This is a genomic window from Streptomyces sp. NBC_01214 (genome assembly GCF_026340975.1).
Taxonomy (GTDB): Bacteria; Actinomycetota; Actinomycetes; order Streptomycetales; family Streptomycetaceae; genus Streptomyces.
The window spans coordinates 1,693,576-1,711,538 of sequence record NZ_JAPEOS010000003.1; the positions used below are offsets into that span (position 1 = coordinate 1,693,576).

General features: G+C 70.5%; 18 protein-coding genes and 2 pseudogenes. 10 read left to right on the forward strand and 10 right to left on the reverse strand.

What is annotated here, in order from left to right; genetic code table 11:
* Positions 1–201 precede the first annotated feature (201 nt).
* Complete coding sequence (locus OG594_RS44070) at positions 202–804, reverse strand: ABATE domain-containing protein (protein ID WP_266608163.1); 603 nt, start codon at positions 802–804, stop codon at positions 202–204.
* Between the two features lie 112 nt (positions 805–916).
* On the opposite strand from OG594_RS44070, the gene OG594_RS44075 reads away from it, so the two are divergent.
* Positions 917–1,708: an MBL fold metallo-hydrolase gene (locus OG594_RS44075; RefSeq protein ID WP_266608164.1), complete on the forward strand. Its 792-nt coding sequence runs from the start codon at positions 917–919 to the stop codon at positions 1,706–1,708.
* 438 nt (positions 1,709–2,146) lie between these two features.
* Here the strand turns inward: OG594_RS44075 and OG594_RS44080 are convergent.
* A pseudogene (locus OG594_RS44080) lies at positions 2,147–2,954 on the reverse strand (LysR substrate-binding domain-containing protein); the annotation flags it as partial.
* 182 nt (positions 2,955–3,136) lie between these two features.
* On the opposite strand from OG594_RS44080, the gene OG594_RS44085 reads away from it, so the two are divergent.
* Positions 3,137–4,972: a glycoside hydrolase family 15 protein gene (locus OG594_RS44085; RefSeq protein WP_266608165.1), complete on the forward strand. Its 1,836-nt coding sequence runs from the start codon at positions 3,137–3,139 to the stop codon at positions 4,970–4,972.
* A gap of 215 nt (positions 4,973–5,187) precedes the next feature.
* On the opposite strand, the gene OG594_RS44090 is transcribed toward OG594_RS44085, so the two are convergent.
* On the reverse strand, positions 5,188–5,643 hold the full coding sequence (locus OG594_RS44090) for a hypothetical protein (RefSeq protein WP_266608166.1): 456 nt from the start codon (positions 5,641–5,643) through the stop codon (positions 5,188–5,190).
* Between the two features lie 184 nt (positions 5,644–5,827).
* On the opposite strand from OG594_RS44090, the gene OG594_RS44095 reads away from it, so the two are divergent.
* The 3 genes from OG594_RS44095 (at position 5,828) to OG594_RS44105 (ending at position 9,939) form a co-directional block, all read left to right on the forward strand.
* The gene (locus OG594_RS44095) at positions 5,828–6,997 is read left to right on the forward strand and encodes a site-specific integrase (protein ID WP_266608167.1); all 1,170 of its coding nucleotides are present in this window, start codon (positions 5,828–5,830) and stop codon (positions 6,995–6,997) included.
* Positions 6,998–7,066: 69 nt separating this feature from the next.
* Positions 7,067–9,430: a hypothetical protein gene (locus tag OG594_RS44100; RefSeq protein WP_266608168.1), complete on the forward strand. Its 2,364-nt coding sequence runs from the start codon at positions 7,067–7,069 to the stop codon at positions 9,428–9,430.
* On the forward strand, positions 9,427–9,939 hold the full coding sequence (locus OG594_RS44105; protein ID WP_266608169.1) for a DUF6262 family protein: 513 nt from the start codon (positions 9,427–9,429) through the stop codon (positions 9,937–9,939). Before OG594_RS44100 ends, OG594_RS44105 begins: the two co-directional genes overlap by 4 nt.
* Before the next feature lie 94 nt (positions 9,940–10,033).
* On the opposite strand, the gene trxB is transcribed toward OG594_RS44105, so the two are convergent.
* From trxB to OG594_RS44120, 3 genes are read right to left on the reverse strand one after another with little or no spacing between them, the layout of a single operon-like run.
* Complete coding sequence (gene trxB, locus OG594_RS44110; RefSeq protein WP_266608170.1) at positions 10,034–11,020, reverse strand: thioredoxin-disulfide reductase; 987 nt, start codon at positions 11,018–11,020, stop codon at positions 10,034–10,036.
* Between the two features lie 11 nt (positions 11,021–11,031).
* Positions 11,032–11,451, reverse strand: a complete 420-nt coding sequence (locus tag OG594_RS44115) for an arsenate reductase ArsC (protein WP_266608171.1) — start codon at positions 11,449–11,451, stop codon at positions 11,032–11,034.
* Positions 11,452–11,499: 48 nt separating this feature from the next.
* Positions 11,500–12,129: a low molecular weight phosphatase family protein gene (locus OG594_RS44120; protein WP_266608172.1), complete on the reverse strand. Its 630-nt coding sequence runs from the start codon at positions 12,127–12,129 to the stop codon at positions 11,500–11,502.
* Between the two features lie 76 nt (positions 12,130–12,205).
* On the opposite strand from OG594_RS44120, the gene OG594_RS44125 reads away from it, so the two are divergent.
* The 4 genes from OG594_RS44125 to OG594_RS44140 are packed head-to-tail and all read left to right on the forward strand — an operon-like array spanning position 12,206 to position 14,662.
* On the forward strand, positions 12,206–12,520 hold the full coding sequence (locus OG594_RS44125; RefSeq protein ID WP_266608173.1) for a helix-turn-helix transcriptional regulator: 315 nt from the start codon (positions 12,206–12,208) through the stop codon (positions 12,518–12,520).
* Positions 12,521–12,560: 40 nt separating this feature from the next.
* On the forward strand, positions 12,561–13,352 hold the full coding sequence (locus OG594_RS44130) for an MIP/aquaporin family protein (RefSeq protein ID WP_266608174.1): 792 nt from the start codon (positions 12,561–12,563) through the stop codon (positions 13,350–13,352).
* Positions 13,349–14,410 carry an ArsO family NAD(P)H-dependent flavin-containing monooxygenase gene (locus OG594_RS44135; RefSeq protein WP_266608175.1) on the forward strand — a complete coding sequence of 354 codons (1,062 nt, stop codon included), beginning with the start codon at positions 13,349–13,351 and terminating at the stop codon, positions 14,408–14,410. Before OG594_RS44130 ends, OG594_RS44135 begins: the two co-directional genes overlap by 4 nt.
* 51 nt (positions 14,411–14,461) lie before the next feature.
* Positions 14,462–14,662, forward strand: coding sequence for a hypothetical protein (locus tag OG594_RS44140; RefSeq protein WP_266608176.1), 201 nt, complete (start codon positions 14,462–14,464; stop codon positions 14,660–14,662).
* 205 nt (positions 14,663–14,867) lie between these two features.
* Here the strand turns inward: OG594_RS44140 and OG594_RS44145 are convergent.
* The 4 genes and pseudogenes from OG594_RS44145 to OG594_RS44160 form a co-directional block, all read right to left on the reverse strand.
* A pseudogene (locus tag OG594_RS44145) lies at positions 14,868–15,245 on the reverse strand (TIGR02391 family protein); the annotation flags it as partial.
* Positions 15,246–15,652: 407 nt separating this feature from the next.
* Positions 15,653–16,150: a GNAT family N-acetyltransferase gene (locus tag OG594_RS44150; RefSeq protein WP_266608177.1), complete on the reverse strand. Its 498-nt coding sequence runs from the start codon at positions 16,148–16,150 to the stop codon at positions 15,653–15,655.
* Positions 16,147–16,515, reverse strand: coding sequence for a helix-turn-helix transcriptional regulator (locus OG594_RS44155; RefSeq protein WP_030724816.1), 369 nt, complete (start codon positions 16,513–16,515; stop codon positions 16,147–16,149). The genes OG594_RS44150 and OG594_RS44155 overlap by 4 nt, the downstream gene beginning before the upstream one ends.
* A gap of 4 nt (positions 16,516–16,519) precedes the next feature.
* Positions 16,520–17,614 (reverse strand): NAD(P)/FAD-dependent oxidoreductase, encoded by a 1,095-nt coding sequence (locus OG594_RS44160; RefSeq protein WP_266608178.1) that lies wholly within the window; start codon positions 17,612–17,614, stop codon positions 16,520–16,522.
* A gap of 106 nt (positions 17,615–17,720) precedes the next feature.
* Here OG594_RS44160 and OG594_RS44165 point away from each other — a divergent pair, with 106 nt between their 5' ends.
* Positions 17,721–17,927: a hypothetical protein gene (locus OG594_RS44165; protein WP_266608179.1), complete on the forward strand. Its 207-nt coding sequence runs from the start codon at positions 17,721–17,723 to the stop codon at positions 17,925–17,927.
* Positions 17,928–17,963 lie beyond the last annotated feature (36 nt).

The window sequence follows — 17,963 nt, forward strand, 5'->3', positions numbered from 1 at the left end:
AGTTTCAGGCGTGGTTCGGTGACGCAGTCGAGGAGGTTGTCCAGAAGGCGCAGTGTCTCGTCCGTGCTGGGGACAACCCCAGGTCACGGTGGAACGCCGCCCACATCAGGGGCTGCTGACCTCGGGTGTGTGGTGGGCGGATGGCGATCCGTGTGAGGGGCGACGTGCCAAGGATGCCGCGGGTGTGGTCGCTGACGTGGGTCAGTCTGTTTTGGTCTGGGTGCGGCGGGCGTAGGCGCGGGCCGCGCGGGCGCGGTCGCCGCAGCGGGTGGAGCACCAGTGGCGCCGTCCGTGGCGCAGGAGGTAGCGGCTGCAGGGGGCGGAGCGGCAGGCGGTGAGGCGCTCGGCGTCGGGTCCGGTGAGCAGGTCGGCGGCGTTGGCGGCGAGGACGGCGAGGGCGTGCTCGACGATCTGGGTGACGGGGTGGGCTGCCTCGCGGTACAGGCCGCGGTCCGGGTCCCAGTGGAGGAGGGAGGCGGCGGGGGCTCGCGTGAGGGCGTCGTTGACGGCGGTCAGCGCGGCGGCTGGGGCTGGCAGCCCGGCGGCATGGGCGGCGAGCAGGGCGCGGATCTGTTCGCGCAGGGAGCGGAGCCGGCTGGCGCACGTCTCGATCAGCCCGGTGTCGGCGGGGGCGAGACCCCGGTCAACGAGCCACTGTTCGGCGGCGGCGGGGGTGGCGAGGAGGTCGACGGAGTGTCCGCCGGGCAGGGTGACGCAGCTGTTGGCGAGGTCGAGGGCGGGGTACTGCTCGGCGCCCGGCGCGGGGGGCGGTTCGGGGGTCGCGATCTCGTCCATGACCCTCATGGTACAACCCCACATTTTCCATGATGCTCACGTTAAGGCTTGTGTTCATCCATGAGAACCGCCTATCGTCACTCACGGATGAACTATCACCTATCCGTGAGGCGCGTGTTTCGTGACTGCCACCAGCACCACCCCCGAACAGTTCCCCGTCCGCGTCTTCGGCGGCCCTACCGCCCTTCTCGAGTACGGCGGTCTGCGGTTCCTGACCGACCCGACCTTCGACGCTCCCGGCGACTACCGGAGGTCGGGCGCCCCGCTCCTGGTCAAGACCGCACCCTCCAACGGCACCCCCGATGACCTGGGCCGCATCGACGTGGTCCTGCTCTCCCACGACGAGCACGCCGACAACCTCGACACCTCCGGCCGGGCCCTGCTCGCCGACGTCCCCCTCACCCTCACCACCCCCGGCGGCGGACAGCGCCTGGGAGTCAACGCGAGGGGCCTGGCCGACTGGGAGTCCATCGAGCTCGACCGCCCCGACGGCGGCACCGTCACCGTCACCGGCGTACCCGCCATCCACGGCCCCGGACCGCGCGAGGAGATCGAGCCGATCGCCGGGCAGGTCGTCGGCTTCGTCCTGACCGGCGAAGGACTGCCCACCATCTACGTCAGCGGCGACAACGCCTCCCTCGACCTGGTCAAGGAGATCGCCGCACGCTACGCCCCCATAGACACCGCCATCCTGTTCGCCGGCGCTCCCCGCATCCCCGTCCTCTTCGACGGCGAACCGCTCGTCCTGGACAGCGCCCAGGCCGCCGAAGCCGCCGAGATCCTCGGCGCCCGCCGGGTCGTCCCCGTCCACTACGACAGCTGGGCCCACTTCACCGAAGGCCGTGACCAGCTGATCGCGGCCTTCACCGCAGCCGGCCTCGGCGACCGCCTGGACCTGGGCGACACCGACTGACCAACCCCCTCCCGGATGGCCAATTCGTGGTGTGCATGCGGAGGCGGCCGGTCGTCGTTGCGATGGCACAGGACGGATGGAGGCGTTCGGCGTGGGACAGAACGACAGCTCGATGTTCCGCACCGACACCAACGGGGTGCCGCATCGACACCAACGGGGTGGCGGTCCTCCACCAACGGGGCGGCGGTCCTCCGGCTGCCTCAGACGGGCCCTCTCCGCGGCAGTCGACCGGGCGGGGGCGTCCGGCCGGCTGACCGGGGGAGGGGCGCACGGTTCCTGCTGTATATTGGATCTTGCGCTCGCGGCCGTCGATGACGGTTGTGGAGCCTGGCGTTGGTGGTCCAAGGAAAGACATCCCACTTCCCGTGGGGGAATGCAGGTGCAAGGCCTGCCCAGCGCTCGATCAAGGCCCCGGCCTCCTCACGGAGACCGGGGCCTTTGCACTGGGAGGACGCGTACGCCGGGCGGCGCCGCGGCGACCAAGGTCAAGGTCAAGGTCAATGCCAAGGGCGCGGTGGTCAGGCCGCAACCTGCGGCCACAAGAGGCAGTTTCGCCAGCCAGTCCCTGGCCGTGTGTACGATTTCGGGCCGTTCGGCGAGCCCGGCCACACCCCCAGCAACGGTCCGCGCCCGACATCGAACCGCCGATCCACTGCTGCCGGTCGGCCACGTCGACGAACACCCCGCGGGCCACCGGATGCGCCGACGGCACGACGAGACACAGCGCGCGTTCGGTGACCGTCTCCCACGTCAACGGGGGGGCGATTCCTCGTCCGGCGTGCGGAAGGGCAGCATCGACACCAGCAATGCGGGGTCGATGCTGCCCGGCCACAGGCCCGGCACAGCGCCGGAGCGGTGCCTTCGCGGCTGCCGACGTGCACGTGGGGATCGCTGTGCCACAGCGCGGCGAGGGGCGTGCGGCACCAGGGGCGTACCCGCGCTGGGGAACCAGCCGAGGCGCACGGTGTCACCCGCCTCCGGCAGGCCGGACAGCTCGCGGACGGCGGCGTCGATCTCGTCGAGCACGACCGCCGCGCGACGCATCACGCCCCGTCCGGCCGCGGTCAGCCGTACGCCGCCGCTCCAGCAGCTCCGCGCCCGCGTACCGCTCGATCGAGACTGCCCGATCGAGACGGCCAACTATGCTGCTCGACGTGGTCCAGGCCGGGGCTGCAATGGCCGACACTGGAGTTCCAGGGGCTGCAACATGGTTGGTCCTGACACGGTTCCCACCGCGGGGCGTCAGGGCCGAGCCGTTGGTGCAGGCGCTCAGCACTGCCCTCGGAGCAAGGGGAGCTAGCGTGGCCCGGAGCGAGCTGGCTGCCGAGTTTGTCCGCACGGCTCGCCGGAATCCTGCCACGAGTAGCGGTCTAGCATGAAGAGCGAGGCTTCATCTCCTGGCCCGGCCCATAGCGGCAGGAGGCTGGTATGGCGTTCGACACGACTGGTTTCGAGCAGGCGGACGGCGGCCGTTACATCCCGATCTCCGAGCACGGCCTGATCGGCGATCTTCGTACGACCGCTCTGGTCGGCACGAACGGCACCATCGACTGGTACTGCTGCCCGCGCTTCGATGCGCCCAGTGTCTTCGGGGCCATCCTCGACGCCGACCGGGGCGGCTCGTTCGAGTTGGCCGCCGAGGTCCCGACGCGCACCAGGCAGTTCTACTTCCCCGACACGAACGTGCTGATCACACGGTTCTTTGCCGCGGACGGGGTGGCGGAGATCCAGGACTTCATGCCCGTGGTCGACGAGTCGCGCGAGGCGGCCCGGCACCGGCTGATCCGACGGGTGGTCTGCGTCCGCGGAACCATTCCGTTCAGGGCGCGGATCGCACCCCGCTTCGGTTACGGCGCCGAAACGCACACCACGCACCTCGAAGGCCATACGGCGGTGTTCCGCTCGCCGTCACTGGCGCTCGCGCTGACCGCCACCGCACCGCTGGAAGCCGACGGCCTGGACGTGTGGTCGCACTTCAAGCTCCTCGAGGGCGAGTCCCACGTGTTCGCCCTCGACCAGATCGGCGACGGCGTCCCGCCCCGGGCGTGCCCGCGCGCCGAGGCGCAGGAGCAGGCCGAGGCGACCGTCCGGTTCTGGCGCCACTGGCTCGCCGGTTCCCGCTATCACGGGCGGTGGCGGGAGATGGTGAACCGCTCCGCGCTGGTGCTGAAACTGCTCACCTACGCGCCGACCGGTGCGATCGTTGCCGCACCCACCACCAGCCTGCCCGAGCAGATCGGCGGCGGACGCAACTGGGACTACCGCTATGTCTGGGTCCGCGACGCCGCCTTCTGCGTCTACGCGATGCTGCGCCTGGGATTCACCTCGGAGGCCGAGGCGTTCATGGGGTTCATCTCCGAGCGGGGCATCCTGCGGGGCACGGGGGAGACCGGCCCGTTGCAGATCATGTACGGCATCGACGGACGCACCGACCTGCCCGAATATGAGCTGCCGCACCTGGAGGGATACCTCGGCTCCGCACCGGTGCGGGTGGGCAACGCCGCCACCGGACAGCTCCAGCTGGACATCTACGGTGCGCTGATCGACTCGATCTACCTCTACGACAAGTGGGGGCAGCCGATCAGCAGTGACCGCTGGGACGAGGTCGGTGCCGTGGTGGACTGGCTGTGCGAGCACTGGGACCAGCCCGACGAGGGCGTGTGGGAGACCAGAGCGGGCCGGCGGAACTTCGTGTACTCGCGTCTGATGTGCTGGGTGGCACTGGAGCGCGCGATGCGCATGGCGAACCGCCGCGGTCTGCCGGCGGACCTGACCCGCTGGCGGGAATCCCGGGACGCGATCTACCGACAGATCATGCGGCGTGGCTGGTCGGCCGAGCGAGGGGCGTTCGTCCAGGGACTGGACGACCACGTGCTGGACGCCTCGCTGCTGATGATGCCGATGGCCAAGTTCGTCTCGCCCACCGACCCCAAGTGGCTCTCCACCCTAAACGCGCTCACCACGGACCTGGTCTCCGACTCGCTGGTGTACCGCTACGACCCGACCGCAAGCCCGGACGGCCTGCGCGGCCCCGAGGGCACCTTCTCGATCTGCTCCTTCTGGTACGTGGAGTCACTGGCCCGCGCAGGCCGGCTGGAGGAGGCCAGGCTCGCCTTCGAGAAGATGCTCACCTACGCCAACCACCTCGGCCTGTTCGCAGAGGAGATCGGCCCGACCGGCGAACAACTGGGCAACTTCCCCCAAGCCTTCACCCACCTCTCACTGATCAGCGCCGCTTTCAACCTCGACCGTGCGCTCGGCTGACGCAGCATCACTCCCGGGCCATCGGTGCCCGACGAGTACGGCGGCCCAAGGCAGCCGGACGCCCGAAGGTTTCCTGACTCCAGGCCGCACGGGCACCGACTTGCCCCTCAGGCCGGCCGTAGCTTGGGCTGCTGGAACGTCTGTGAGCAGGGCGCCGCCCACCGACCTCAACATGAGCTTTGAAGGCTCACTGGTGGATGAAACCTGCATTTGCGTCATGGGGTGTCCAGCTCGGTACCGATGGCGCCTGCGGATTGGAGTGCTTGGCCCAGGTTCGCGGCGAGGATGCGGGGGTGTCGCCGCCACCACCACATCTCCGGGGAGAATGACCCGTGGCACTGTGCCATGGCTATGCCGTCGTCATCGACCGTCGCGGCGCAGAACCGTTTGTCCAGCTCCCGAATCCTCTGCGTCCACACCAATACGGTGCGGTCGTCCAGCAGCAACCACGCCTCGTGGAGCCAGTTCCTGCAGTAGAGGTCGTTGCTGTACTCCTCGACTACGTCCGTGTAGCCGCGCTCGACTTCTCGTACCAGCCATGCCCACTGGTTGACCATGTCGGCGACAGTGAAGGCCGTGCTCCATCCACGCTGGTGGAGCCGTACCTGCTCGATGGCCTGCCCGTCGGGGAGGGCCAGAGTGAGCGGGGCCGCCGAGGAAGGGTCGGACACGGTCAGGGGCGGGCCGGCCGTTCCTGCCGGGCCTGCTGGCACTGCTTGCACAGGGGGTTTCTCTTGGGGTGGATGGGCTGTGGTGTGACGTGGGGTGAAGTCGGTTCGTTGAGCTCCTGGGACTCGTTCTCGGGGGGTGTGGCTCTGCGGCGGGTTGTTGCACGACTCGATGCAGGAGTTGCTGATGCGGGCGTTTCCCGTGGTGATGCCGTCCGGGCAGAGGTACTGGACGGTCCTTGATGACGACCTGGAGGTCGTCCCCGTCGCCGATCACTGGCTGCGGAACCTTCGGTTCGGCCGGGACCTGGCCGAGCTGACGACGAAGTCGTACGCCGGCGGGGTCGCCCTGTACCTGGGGTGGTGCAGGGCGACGGATCGGCAGTGGCCCGAGGCGGGCCGGGATCTGGGCCTGTTCATGGTCTGGCTGAAGTACACCCCGGCTGCCGGGGACGGGGTGGTGCCGGTGGCGCAGCCCGGTCCGGGGGCGGCGCCGGTGCGGGGAGAACGGCGGATCAACCGGGTGCTGGTCGCGGTGCGGGGGCTGTTGTCGTACGCGGTCACTGCTGGTGAGGCACCGCGTGGGGTGCTGGGGCAGATTTACGAGCTCGCCGACAGCCGGGATCTGCCGGCGGAGGCCACGGGCGAGGACGGGGGCCTGTTCTACCGGATGCGGCCGGTTCACCGCCTGCGGGAGCCGGTCGTCGACGTGGACCGGGCGGCCGACACCGAGCTGGTGGCGATGTTCGTCGCGTGCCGTAGCGCGCGGGACCGTCTGACCGTGCTGCTGCTCGGCCGGGTGGGCCTGCGGCGCGGGCAGGCCGCCGGGCTCCGGCGTAGCGATGTGCACCTGCTGCCGGACTCGCGGGGGCTGGGCTGCGAGTACCCGGGGGCGCACGTGCATGTGCGGCGGCGGGAGAACTGCAACGGTGTCTGGTCGATGTCGCGGCATTCGTGGGTGGCGCCGCTGGACTTCCTGACGGTGTCCGCGTTCGACCTGTACTACGAGGAGCGGCACCGTCTGCAGGGGGACGGTGGCAGTGACCTGCTGCTGGTGAACCTGTTCCGTGCGCCGCTTGGGGCGCCGATGTCGCCGGAGGCGATCGGGGAGCTGTTCGCGCGGCTCGGAGAGCGGGCGGGGCTGGGCCGGCGGGTGGGTCCGCACATGGCGCGGAGGGCGTTCGGGTCGAACGTCGCGGACGCGGGCGGTACGCCGGACGAGGTGCAGGCGCTGCTCGGGCAGCGGAGCCCGGACTCGTCGGGGCCGTACCGGTTTCCTGATTTGGGCCGGGTGCGGGCGGCTGTCGAGCGGGTCCCGACGCCGCGGGCTGGCACAGGGCGGGAGGAGAGCCGGTGACGGTCGAGTCGGTGCCCGTGTGGCCGGCGATCGAGGCCCCAATGGGTGAGGGGCGCTTTGAGGAGATCGTTGGCGCCCTCGATCCGGGTGCATCCGGTGATCGGGCTGGCGGACTGCCCGGTGCCGAACTGCCCGCTGGCCATCACGGTCTTCACCCATCCGATGTGCCGGGGCTGCGTGGAGCGGTGGCGCAAGACCTGCATGCCGTTGGAGGATTTCCGCCGGATGCCGAAGGCCTTTTCCACGGGGGCGGGGCAGCAACCGCGTGGTGTTGCCCGGTGCGAGCGGCCCCGGGACAGCGCCATCGCCATGCTGTGCGCGGCGCGTCGCCTCCAGCGGACACAGGCGCTGGGCGGGATCGGGCTGGAGGAGTTCTTGTCCCACCCGCGGGTCGTGGGCCTTGCCGGGTTCGGCCCGTGCCTGATCGCCGCCTGCTACCTGGACCGGGTCGGCCGCCGGCATCCGTACTGCAAGACCCACACGCAGCGCCTGCGCGTGGTCCGTCAGGAACCCGGCTTCGACGAGGCGTGGTGGCGGCGGACGGAGAGGGCAGTCTCCTCCACGCGGGAGGTGAGTCTGCGGGGGCTGCCGGATCTGCTGGTCGCCGAAGCGTTGTACGCGTTGTGGTCCCGGGTCGAGAAGGGCTACAAGCTGCGGCCCGAGTGCCTGCGGCCGCTCTACGACCGGCTGCGCGTCCTGCAGGCCGCCAGCCTGGTGCGAGTAACCGACCCGGAGGCCGTGGGGTTCGGCCGTGAGCAAGCCACGATGATCCGTGCCGCCCAGATCGCGCTCGTCCGGTTGAACAGCACGCCGGAGACGGAACGGGTCAAGGACGTGTGGGACATGGCCGTGTTCGGGCACACGAGCACGGTGCCGTTCACCGCGATCACGCCGTCGGCGCTGCGGAAGGCGATGAAGGTCTGGGTCTACGACGATCTGCCGCGCCGACGGAACAAGAACGCCGTCCACCACGCCCGCGCGGTCGTGGCCGCGGTGGCGATGCTCTCCGAGAGCCTGCGTCTGCAACGCCCCGATCGCGGGGAAGAACCGGCCGGGTGGGGTCGGGGCGACATCGTCGCGTTCACCAACCGCATGGGACACCTGACCGCGAGCGGGAAGATGAGCGCCTCCCGGCGTCTGGCGTTCACCCGCTTCGTTCGCCGGGTCCTGCTGCGGGTTCGCACCCTGGGCCTGGCCGGGCCGGGCGGCCTGCTGGAGGGCATGCCTGTCGACTTCGCGCTCTGGCCCGAGGACATGCCCGACGAGCCGGAACACACCGAGGCCGGCCGTGACCTGCCCGAGGAGGTGATGCGTGTCCTGTGCGCGAACCTCGACCTGCTGGAGGAGATGAGCACCACCGAGGTCCGTGTGGCGACCGAACTCCTCGTCCCCGACGAGATCTACACCCTCAAGCTGGACTGCCCGGAAACCGATCCCGACGGGTCACCCGTCCTGATCTACGACAACCACAAGGCGTACCGGCTCGGCCGCCGACTGCCCATCGGCGGCGAGACCGCGGACGTGATCCGACGCCAACAGCAACGCGTCAGGGCCCGCTTCCCCAATGTCGCACCGGCCCGTCTGAAGCTGCTGCCGAGGTCGAAGACCAACCCCGAGGGCACCAAGCCGGTCAGCGACATCGCCGGCAGCCACCGAAAGTGGGTGGACTCCCTTCCCGACCTCACCGTTCCGGTCATCGCCGTGGAGGCCGGCGCCCAGGTGACGCACCTGGTGCCGTTCGACAAGGCCCGCATCTTCACCTACGCCTACCGGCACTGCTACGCCCAGCGGCACGCCGACGCCGGGGTACCGCCGGACGTCCTCAAGGAACTGATGGACCACCGGGTGATCACCACCACCCAGGGCTACTACCGCATCGGCGCCGAGCGGCGCCGCGAAGCCGTCGACCGGGTCACCGCGCTCCAGTTCGACCGGCACGGCAACCGGGTCTGGCGCGCGGCGCAGAGCCTGCTGGACTCTGAGCACGGCCGCCGTGCGATCGGGGAGGTCGCCACCCCGTACGGGGTCTGCCGCGAACCGTCCAACGTCGCCGCTGGCGGCCACGCCTGCCCGCTGCGGCTCCGTTGCCTGGGCTGCGAGCACTTCTCCACGGACGTCTCCCACCTCCCCGACCTGAAGGCCCACCTCGCCGACCTGCTGCGCAGCCGGGAACGGCTGATGTCCGCATTCGAAGCCGACGACTGGGCCCGCACCCAGGCCACGCCCAGCAACGAGGAGATCAACCGGGTCCGCCGACTCATCGACCGCGTCACCAACGACCTCGACCAGCTCACCGCCGAGGACCGCGCGCAGATCGAGCAGGCCGTCACCCTCGTACGCCGCTCCCGCACCGTGCACCTCGGAATGCCCCGCGTCGGCCAGCCACTGCCCGACGTCCGCCCCCAAGGACCCGCCAGCCGACCACCGCCATGAACGACGGTCGCCAGGCCGACACCGAACGCCGCCGCACCCGTGTGCAGACGGCCATCAGGACGGCCCGGCGCGACGGGGCACCGCTGACCGCCGCGGCAGTCGCCCGGGCCGCCGGCGTCGACAGGACTTTCCTCTACCGTCACCGGGACCTGCTGGACGCCCTCCACTGCGCCGAACAGGAACCCGCCGGTCCTGGGTCGGCAGGCGTCCCCGCCGTCACCCGTGCCTCTCTCCAGGCGGACCTGGCCAACGCCAATGCCCGCGCCTCCCGCCTGTCAGCGCGCGTCCAACAGCTGGAGGGCCGTCTCTCCCGCTACCTGGGAGAACAGGCGTGGCATGTTTCGGGACTTGACCCTCCCACGGACGTGGGCGAGCTCCAGAGCACGATCACCCAGCTGAAACAGGCCAACACCGAGCTGAAGCGGACGCTGGAGGAATGCCAGGGTGAACTCGACGCCGCGCGGGCCGCGAACCGGGACCTGACCCGCGCCCTGAACCAGCGCGGATAGCCCGACCGCGCCCGACACGGGCGAACCCGGGCACGGTCTGCCGCGTCCTGTCGGCAGGCGGTCCGTGCCCGGGTTTCGTGGCTGGTCTGGCGGTTCAGGCCAGGACTTCGGCCGCGTTCTGTACCTGGTCGCTGAGGGCGGCGAGGTAGCGCTCGGCGTCGAGGGCCGCTGTGCAGCCGGAGCCGGCTGCGGTGATGGCTTGGCGGTAGGTGTGGTCGACGACGTCGCCGGCGGCGAAGACGCCCGGGATGTTCGTGCGGGTCGAGGGCGAGGCGACCTTGATGTAGCTCTCGTCGTCGAGGTCGACTTGTCCGGTGAACAGTTCGGTGCGCGGGTCGTGTCCGATGGCGATGAACAGGCCGGTGACGTCCAGGTCGCGAAGCTTTCCGGTGAAGGTGTCTCGCAGGACGACGCCGGAGAGCATGCCGTTCGTTTCCTTGATCTCGGCGATTTCGCTGTCGAAGGCGAAGGAGATCTTGTCGTCGCTGAACGCCCGGTTCTGCATAACCTTGGAGGCGCGCAGGGTGGAGCGGCGGTGGACGATGGTGACCGAGCGAGCGAAGCGGGTGAGGAAGGTGGCCTCTTCCATGGCGGTGTCGCCGCCGCCGACCACGACGATGTCACGGTCTCGGAAGAAGAACCCGTCGCAGGTGGCGCACCAGGACACCCCGCGGCCGGAGAGCTCGTCCTCCTTGGGCAGGCCCAGCTTGCGGTAGCCGGAGCCGGTCGCGATGATCACGGACTTCGCGCGGTGGACGGTGCCCTCGGAGTCGGTGACTTCCTTGATGTCGCCGGTGAGGTTCACGGAGACGATGTCGTCGTCGATCATCTCGGCGCCGAACTTCTCGGCCTGGGCCCGCATGTTGACCATGAGGTCCGGGCCGTCGATCCCGTCGGGGAAGCCGGGGAAGTTCTCCACCTCGGTGGTCGTGGTCAGGGAGCCGCCGACGAAGATGGAGCTGCCGAACAGCAGGGGCTTCAGCTGTGCGCGGGCGGTGTAGAGGGCGGCGGTGTATCCGGCGGGGCCGGAGCCTATGACGATGACGTCGCGTACGTCAGTGGTCGGGTTCGTCTCGGTCACGTCCGTGCGCCTCAGGCCTTCGACTTGGCGTCGATCTCGGCGATGAGGCCCTCGATGAGGCCCTTGATCTCGTCGCGGATGGGGCGGACGGCCTCGACGCCCTGGCCGGCCGGGTCCTCGAGCTGCCAGTCGAGGTAGGTCTTGCCGGGGAAGTAGGGGCAGGCGTCGCCGCAGCCCATGGTGATGATGTAGTCGGACGCCTGGGCGGCCTCGGGGGTGAGGACCTTGGGCTTCTGGTCGGAAATGTCGATGCCCAGCTCGGCCATGGCGGCCACGGCGGAGGGGTTGATCTGCTCACCGGGCACGGAGCCGGCAGAGCGGACCTCGACGCGGTCGCCCGCGAGGTGGCGCAAGAACCCGGCCGCCATCTGGGAGCGGCCCGCGTTGTGGATGCAGACGAACAGGACGGAGGCGGCAGGAGCGGAGGACATCTGTTCTTCCTTGGGGTGAGACGACTGCGGTGGGGATCTGCGGGGGCTTCAGGGGGCGAGCTGGGTGAGCAGCTCGGTGATGCGGATGTCTATTTTGTCGCGGATGTCGCGGACGGCGGCGATCGGGGCTCCGTCAGGGCCGGCCACGGGCCAGTCGAGGTAGCGGTGGCCCGGCGCCACAGGGCAGGCGTCGCCGCAGCCCATCGTGATCACGATGTCGGCGGCCTGGACGACCTCTTCGGTGAGCGGCTTGGGGCAGGCGTCGGCCAGGTCCACGCCGGCCTCGGTGAGGGACTGGGCGATGTGCGGCGCCACCTCGCCTGCGGGGTGGGTGCCCGCGGAGGAGACGGTGACCCGCTCGCCCGCGCGGTGGGCCAGGAGGGCGGCGGTCATCTGGGAGCGGCCGGCATTCTGACTGCACACGAACAGCACCCGAGCCGGTCCGCTCGTCAGCCCCTGGGTGTGGGCGAGGGCGTCGAGGTGGTCGGCGGTGAGCCGTTCCGCCAGCACGACCAGGTGCGTACGGATCCGTGCCTGCTCGGCGAGACGCGTGTAGGAGTCGGCGAGCAGGCCCAACACGGTTTCCGGCGCGAAGTGGCCTGCGTATCGGGTGGCGAGGCGGGCGGCCCCGGCGGCCAGACGTTCGTCCGGCAGGAGGGGCGAGGAAGGCGTGGGCATGGCGATCCTGTTCAAAGGAGCCAATAGGATCAGCTCGGGCTGGTGTCAGCCCCAACTGATGTGACAGTATCAGTCCATGATGACGTCAGTCGACACTGATCTGATCCGGGTTCTGGCCGACCCGCTCAGGCTCCGGATCGTGACCCTGCTCGCCCGCGAGACGCTCTGCACCACCCACCTCGTGGAGGAGACGGGCGCGAAGCAGACGAACCTCTCCAACCACATGAAGGTGCTGCGGGAGGCGGGCATCGTGGAGACGGAGCCATGCGGGAGGTACATCTACTACCGCCTGCGCCCGGAAGTCATCGAAGCCCTCGCCGGTCAGTTCGCCGACCTCGCCCAGACCGCGCGAGCGACCGCAGAAGCGAACCTCAAGCGGTCCTGCCCGTAGCCTTCCGCGCTTTGCCTCACCTGCCCGAGGAGAACCCGTCTTGACCGCCACCGAGCCCGTCGCCGCCCCCGCAGCGGAGAGCGACATAGCCGCCGACGCGCCCCAGCGCGCCCCCGGCGCGACCCCGCCCCGCACCCCGCTGATCGCCCGCGCCGCCGCCGAGGTGGTCGGCACGGCAGCGCTCGTCGCGGTCGTCGTCGGCTCGGGCATCCAGGCCACGAAACTCACCCAGGACGTGGCCCTGCAGCTCCTGGCCAACTCCACCGCCACCGTCTTCGGCCTCGGCGTCCTCATCGCGCTCCTCGGCCCGGTCTCCGGCGCGCACTTCAACCCGGTAGTCACCCTGGCCGAATGGTGGACCGCCCGCCGCGGCGGCGCCGGCGTCAACGCCCGCGAGGTCGCCGTCTACGTGCCCTCGCAGATGATCGGCGCCATCGCGGGCGCGATCCTGGCCGACGCGATGTTCGGCGAGCCCCTGGTCAAGTGGTCCACCCACGACCGCTCCGCCGGCAACCTCCTCCTCGGCGAGGTCGTCGCGACGGCCGGCCTGATCCTGCTGATCTTCGGCCTGGCGCGCACGGACCGCCTGCGCTTCGCCCCCGTAGCGGTGGCCTCCTACATCGGCGCCGCGTACTGGTTCACCTCCTCCACCTCCTTCGCCAACCCTGCCGTCACCATCGGCCGCGCCTTCACCGACACGTTCGCGGGCATCGCCCCGGCCTCGGTGCCCGGCTTCATCGGCATGCAACTCGTCGGCGCCGTGGTGGGCCTGGCCCTGGTGGCGGTCATCTTCATGCGCGGCAAGACGGACAACGGAACGCCTGCGGCATGACGCAGCGCACGGACGTGGTGGTGATCGGCGGCGGCCAAGCAGGGCTTGCCGCCAGCTACCACCTGCGCCGCCTGGGCATCGAGCACGTCATCCTCGACGCCCAGGCGGCGCCCGGCGGAGCCTGGCAGCACACCTGGAACTCCCTGCGCCTCTTCTCCCCCGCCCAGTACTCCTCCTTGCCCGGACGGCTCATGCCCGTCCAGGAGGGCGAGCCCTACCCGGATGCCGCCCACGTCGTCGACTACCTCACCGACTACGAGAAGCGGTACGAACTCCCCATCCAGCGAGGCACCTGGGTCGAGAGCGTGCACCGCGACGGGCCCCACCTGCGGGTCGAGACGGACTCCGGATCGTGGACGGCGCGGGCGGTCATCAGCGCCACCGGCACCTGGACCCGCCCCTTCCTCCCGGCAGTTCCCGGCCGGCGCGACTACCAGGGCCGCCAGCTGCACACCGTGCAGTACCGCAGCCCGTCCGAGTTCGCCGGGCAGCGCGTGATCGTGGTCGGGGGCGGCAACTCCGGAGCCCAGATCGCCGCCGACCTCGCCCACGCCGGCATCGACCTGACCTGGGTCACCCAGCGCCCACCCCGCTACCTCGCCGACGACATCGACGGCCGAGCCCTCTTCGACGCGGCGACCGCCCGCCGACGCGCCCTCGACGAAGGCCGCACCGACACCGGCGGCGTCGCCTCCCTCGGCGACATCGTCGCCGTCCCGTCCGTACGCGCCGCCCGCGACACTGGACTCCTCAGCGCCAGACCCATGTTCGCCCGCCTCGCGGCGGCCGGGGCAGAGTGGGCCGACGGCACCTGCGCCGAGGCGGACGCGGTCATCTGGTGCACCGGATTCCGCCCCGCCCTCGCCCCCTTCGCCTCCCTGCGCCTGCGCGGCACCCGAGGCCGCATCGCCCTGGACGGCACCCGCGCCGCGGACGAGCCCCGCCTGCACCTCCTCGGCTACGGCGACTGGACCGGCCCGGCATCCGCCACCCTCATCGGCGTCGGCCGCCCGGCGCGAGAGGCCGCCCGGGACATCGCTGACTTCCTGCGCCATTGATGCAGGTAAATATCAAGACAGGGTGGCTGAATCGCGCATCTAATGGCCGGTGTGACGAACCCTCAAGCACTCTTCCTGTGGCTTCCCGTCCAAGACGGTGACCCCGAGACGCTCACGCTCGTCGTGGACACCCCCAAGGGCACCCACATACGCCGCATCCCGCCCGCGCTGCCCCTGCCGGCGCACATCGACCACGGGCCGGGAGCCGAAGAGGCAACACACACCGCAGCGAAATCCCGCCGGAGGACCTGAAGATCTACAGCGACGTGTGGAACCGCGCCTTCGAGGACGGCGAGGTGGTCGACCACAACCGAGCCGAACAGCCCCCGGCAGCACCGGCCACAGGGTGACGCCGGCGCCCTGACCGCCCTCACTCCGCATTCGGACCGATACCCCGCAGCGCTGCCCGTCGCGCCAGACACCCGATGACCGCCGGCATACCCAAGCGGTCCGGGGTTCAGGTGATGACGGTGGCACCGGCGACCCAGCGGGCCAGAACGCTGAAGGCCGCCAAGTGCTCCAGCGCCTCGTGCTCGGGGAGTTCGGGCAGTCCGTCCTCGTGGCTGTTGGGGTTGCGGATGGCCGCGTAGCAGCCTTCCGCAAAGGCCATGGCTCCGCGGTGCACCCTGTGGCAGGTGTCGCTGCCGTCGTCGCCCATGAGCCGGAGCCGCGGCTGGCCGGGCTTGGGGAGGTCCTGGGAGAAGGCCTGCTTGAACAGGCTGGTCTCGCTGATGTCCTTGCGGCCGAGCTTGTTCTGCGCTTCGGCGTTGATCTTTCGTGCGGCCGCTGTGACCGCCTCCCGAAAGTGGCCGCTCTGCCATAGGGGGCGCGCGCCCTCCCAGGCCCAGGTGCATGGTGCCGGCGCTCACCTGCGGGGCGTCGTCACCGAGGCCACGGCGTATCTCCGCGTCGCGTTCCAGGACGACGATCCCGCGGTGAACGGCTTCGCGGTGCTGGTGCCAGCGGTTGACCCGGGAGTTGCCAGGCACCTCGTCCCGCCACTTGGGCAGCAGGCGGTCCAGGATCTGTTCGACCACCTGGGCGCTGGCCACGACGTCCTTCTCTGCACCGCTGGTGATCTTCCTCGTCGAGGTATAGGCGAGGTCGCCGGGCGAATTGCTGAGCGGCCGCAGCTCGGTCAGCTCCAGGAAGCGATCCAGTTCGGCGCGGGCCCATGCGATGTCGATGCTCATGCCGGGCAGTGTGCACCCGCTCGCCGACACCGAAACCGCGTACCGTGCCTCAGCCCGTCGCGGAACTGCGGCGCTCCAGCAGCACGACGTCGCGCCAGACCCCGTGATGGCGGCCGATGCGCTCCCGGGTGCCGATGATCCGGAACCCGGCGCGTGCGTGGAGGGCCAGGCTGGCGGTGTTCTCGGGGAAGATCCCGGACTGGATGGTCCAGATGCCCGCGGTCTCGGTCGAGGAGATCAGCGCGTCCAGCAAGGTGCGGGCGACGCCGCGGCCGCGTGCCTTGGGGTGGACGTAGACGGAGTGCTCGACCACTCCCGCGTACGCGCACCGGTCCGAGACGGCGCTCGCCGCGACCCAGCCCGACACCCGGCCGTCGTCGTCGAGGGCGACGAAGCGGTAGTCGGGCAGCTTGGCCTTGTCGAACGCGGCCCAGTCGGGGGCCTGCGTCTCGAAGGTCGCGTTGCCCTCGTCAATTCCCGACTGGTAGATGTCCAGCACCTGCTCGGCGTGCTCGGCAAGCAGCGCCTCGATGCGCACCGCGGTCATGCGGTCTTCGCGGCGCCGGCCAGCAGCGCGCCCATGGCGGCGAGCACGGACGGCTCGACCCGGTAGTACACCCACGTGCCCCGGCGCTCGGAGGACAGCAGCCCGGCCTCTTTGAGCTTCTTCAGGTGGTGGGAGACGGTGGGCTGGGAGACCCCGACGTCGGAGATGTCGCACACGCATGCCTCTCCGCCCTCGTGGGAGGCGACGGCGGAGAACAGGCGCAGGCGCACGGGGTCACCGAGGGCCTTGAACATCTTCGCCGCGACCTCGGCCTCCTCGGCCGACATCGGGCGCTCGTTCAGAGGCGGGCAGCAGGCCGCGACGACGTCGGGCTCCAGTAGTGGCAGAACCTTCACATTCGACATACGTCTATGTTGACACACATCGAACTAAGAAGGCAGGGGGTCGGCTGCGGGCCAGGTGGGCGGCCAGGCGGCGGGCCGCCCGAGCGGCATCTCGGCCGCCCCCCCGCAGCGTGTTCGAGGACGGGCTGCGCTGCCATTCCAGCCCGACGAATGCCAGGCCCCGATGGGCCGGGGCGGCGCCGCCGCGGTGGTGGGGGTGTCCGGCCGGGTCGAGGGCGCCGCAGAGTCCGGCGAGGTAGGGCAGATGGGGGCGGTAGCCGGTGGCGAGGATCAGCGCATCCAGCCGCTCCGCGGTGCCGTCGGCCCATGCGCCCCGGCCGTCGGTGAGCCGGGTGAACATCGTGCGCCGGTCGGGGGCGCCGACAGCGAGGGCGGCGCGGTAGCGGCCGTCGTCCAGGACCGGCGGGGCGGGCGGAGTCTTCAGCAGCCGTCCTGGCGGGGCGGTGTCCAGGCCGGTGCGGGTGAGCCGGAAGTGCAGGTCCTTGCCCAACGGGTGCTGCCGGGCGAACTTCACCGGCGCCCGCGTGGCCAGGCTCGTGCGGCTTTCGCGGGCGAGCTCGGCGGCGATCTGCACCGCGGAGTTCCCCGCCCCGACCACCACCACGCGCTGCCCGGCGAACGGAGCCGGGCCGCGGTAGTCGGCCGCGTGCAGGACCTGACCTGCGAAGGCCTCCAGGCCCGGCAGGTCAGGGCGGTGCGGGCGACCGAAGCTGCCCGAGGCGGCGACCACCGCCCGCGACCAAAGCTGCCCACCGCCCTCCACTTCGACCGTGAACCCGGCGCCGTCGGCCCGGACCGCGACCACCCGCAAGCCGGTACGGATGTCCGCCCGCAGGCGGGCGGCATACGCGGTCAGGTAGGCGACGACCTCGTCCCGGTGCGGGTAGCGGTCCGGATCCCCGCCGAACGGCATGCCGGGCGGCGCGCTGAACCGGGCAGGGGAGAACAGGGTCAGGCTGTCGTAATAGCGCGGCCACGACCCCGCCGTCCGGTCCGACGCCTCCAGCGCCACCGGCTTCAGTCCCGCCCTGACCAGCGCATGCGCAGTGGCCAGTCCCGACTGCCCGCCCCCGATGACGACGGCTTTCGCGTGTTCCACGGCAGCCCCTAGGAATTAGATGAATGTCTATGTTGACGTCTATCGATACAAGTGCCATGCTGATCACGCAAGCCATAGACAAACTTCGAAACACAAGGGAGTCGTCATGAACGAGCCGATCAGCCCCACCAGCCCGAACCGCGCCGCGACGACGGGCTCCTGTTGCGGCACCGCCCCCGTACCCGCCGCCGAAGTGGCGCCCGTCAAGTCCTCACCCTGCTGCGGCACCAGCGAGGGCGCGGAAGCCGCAGGAACCTGCTGCGCCCCGCAGGCCAAGAGTGAGGCCGTCGCCACCGGCGCCGGCTGCTGCTGACCATCCGAAGTCCCCACCCGCCCGCCTGCACGAAGA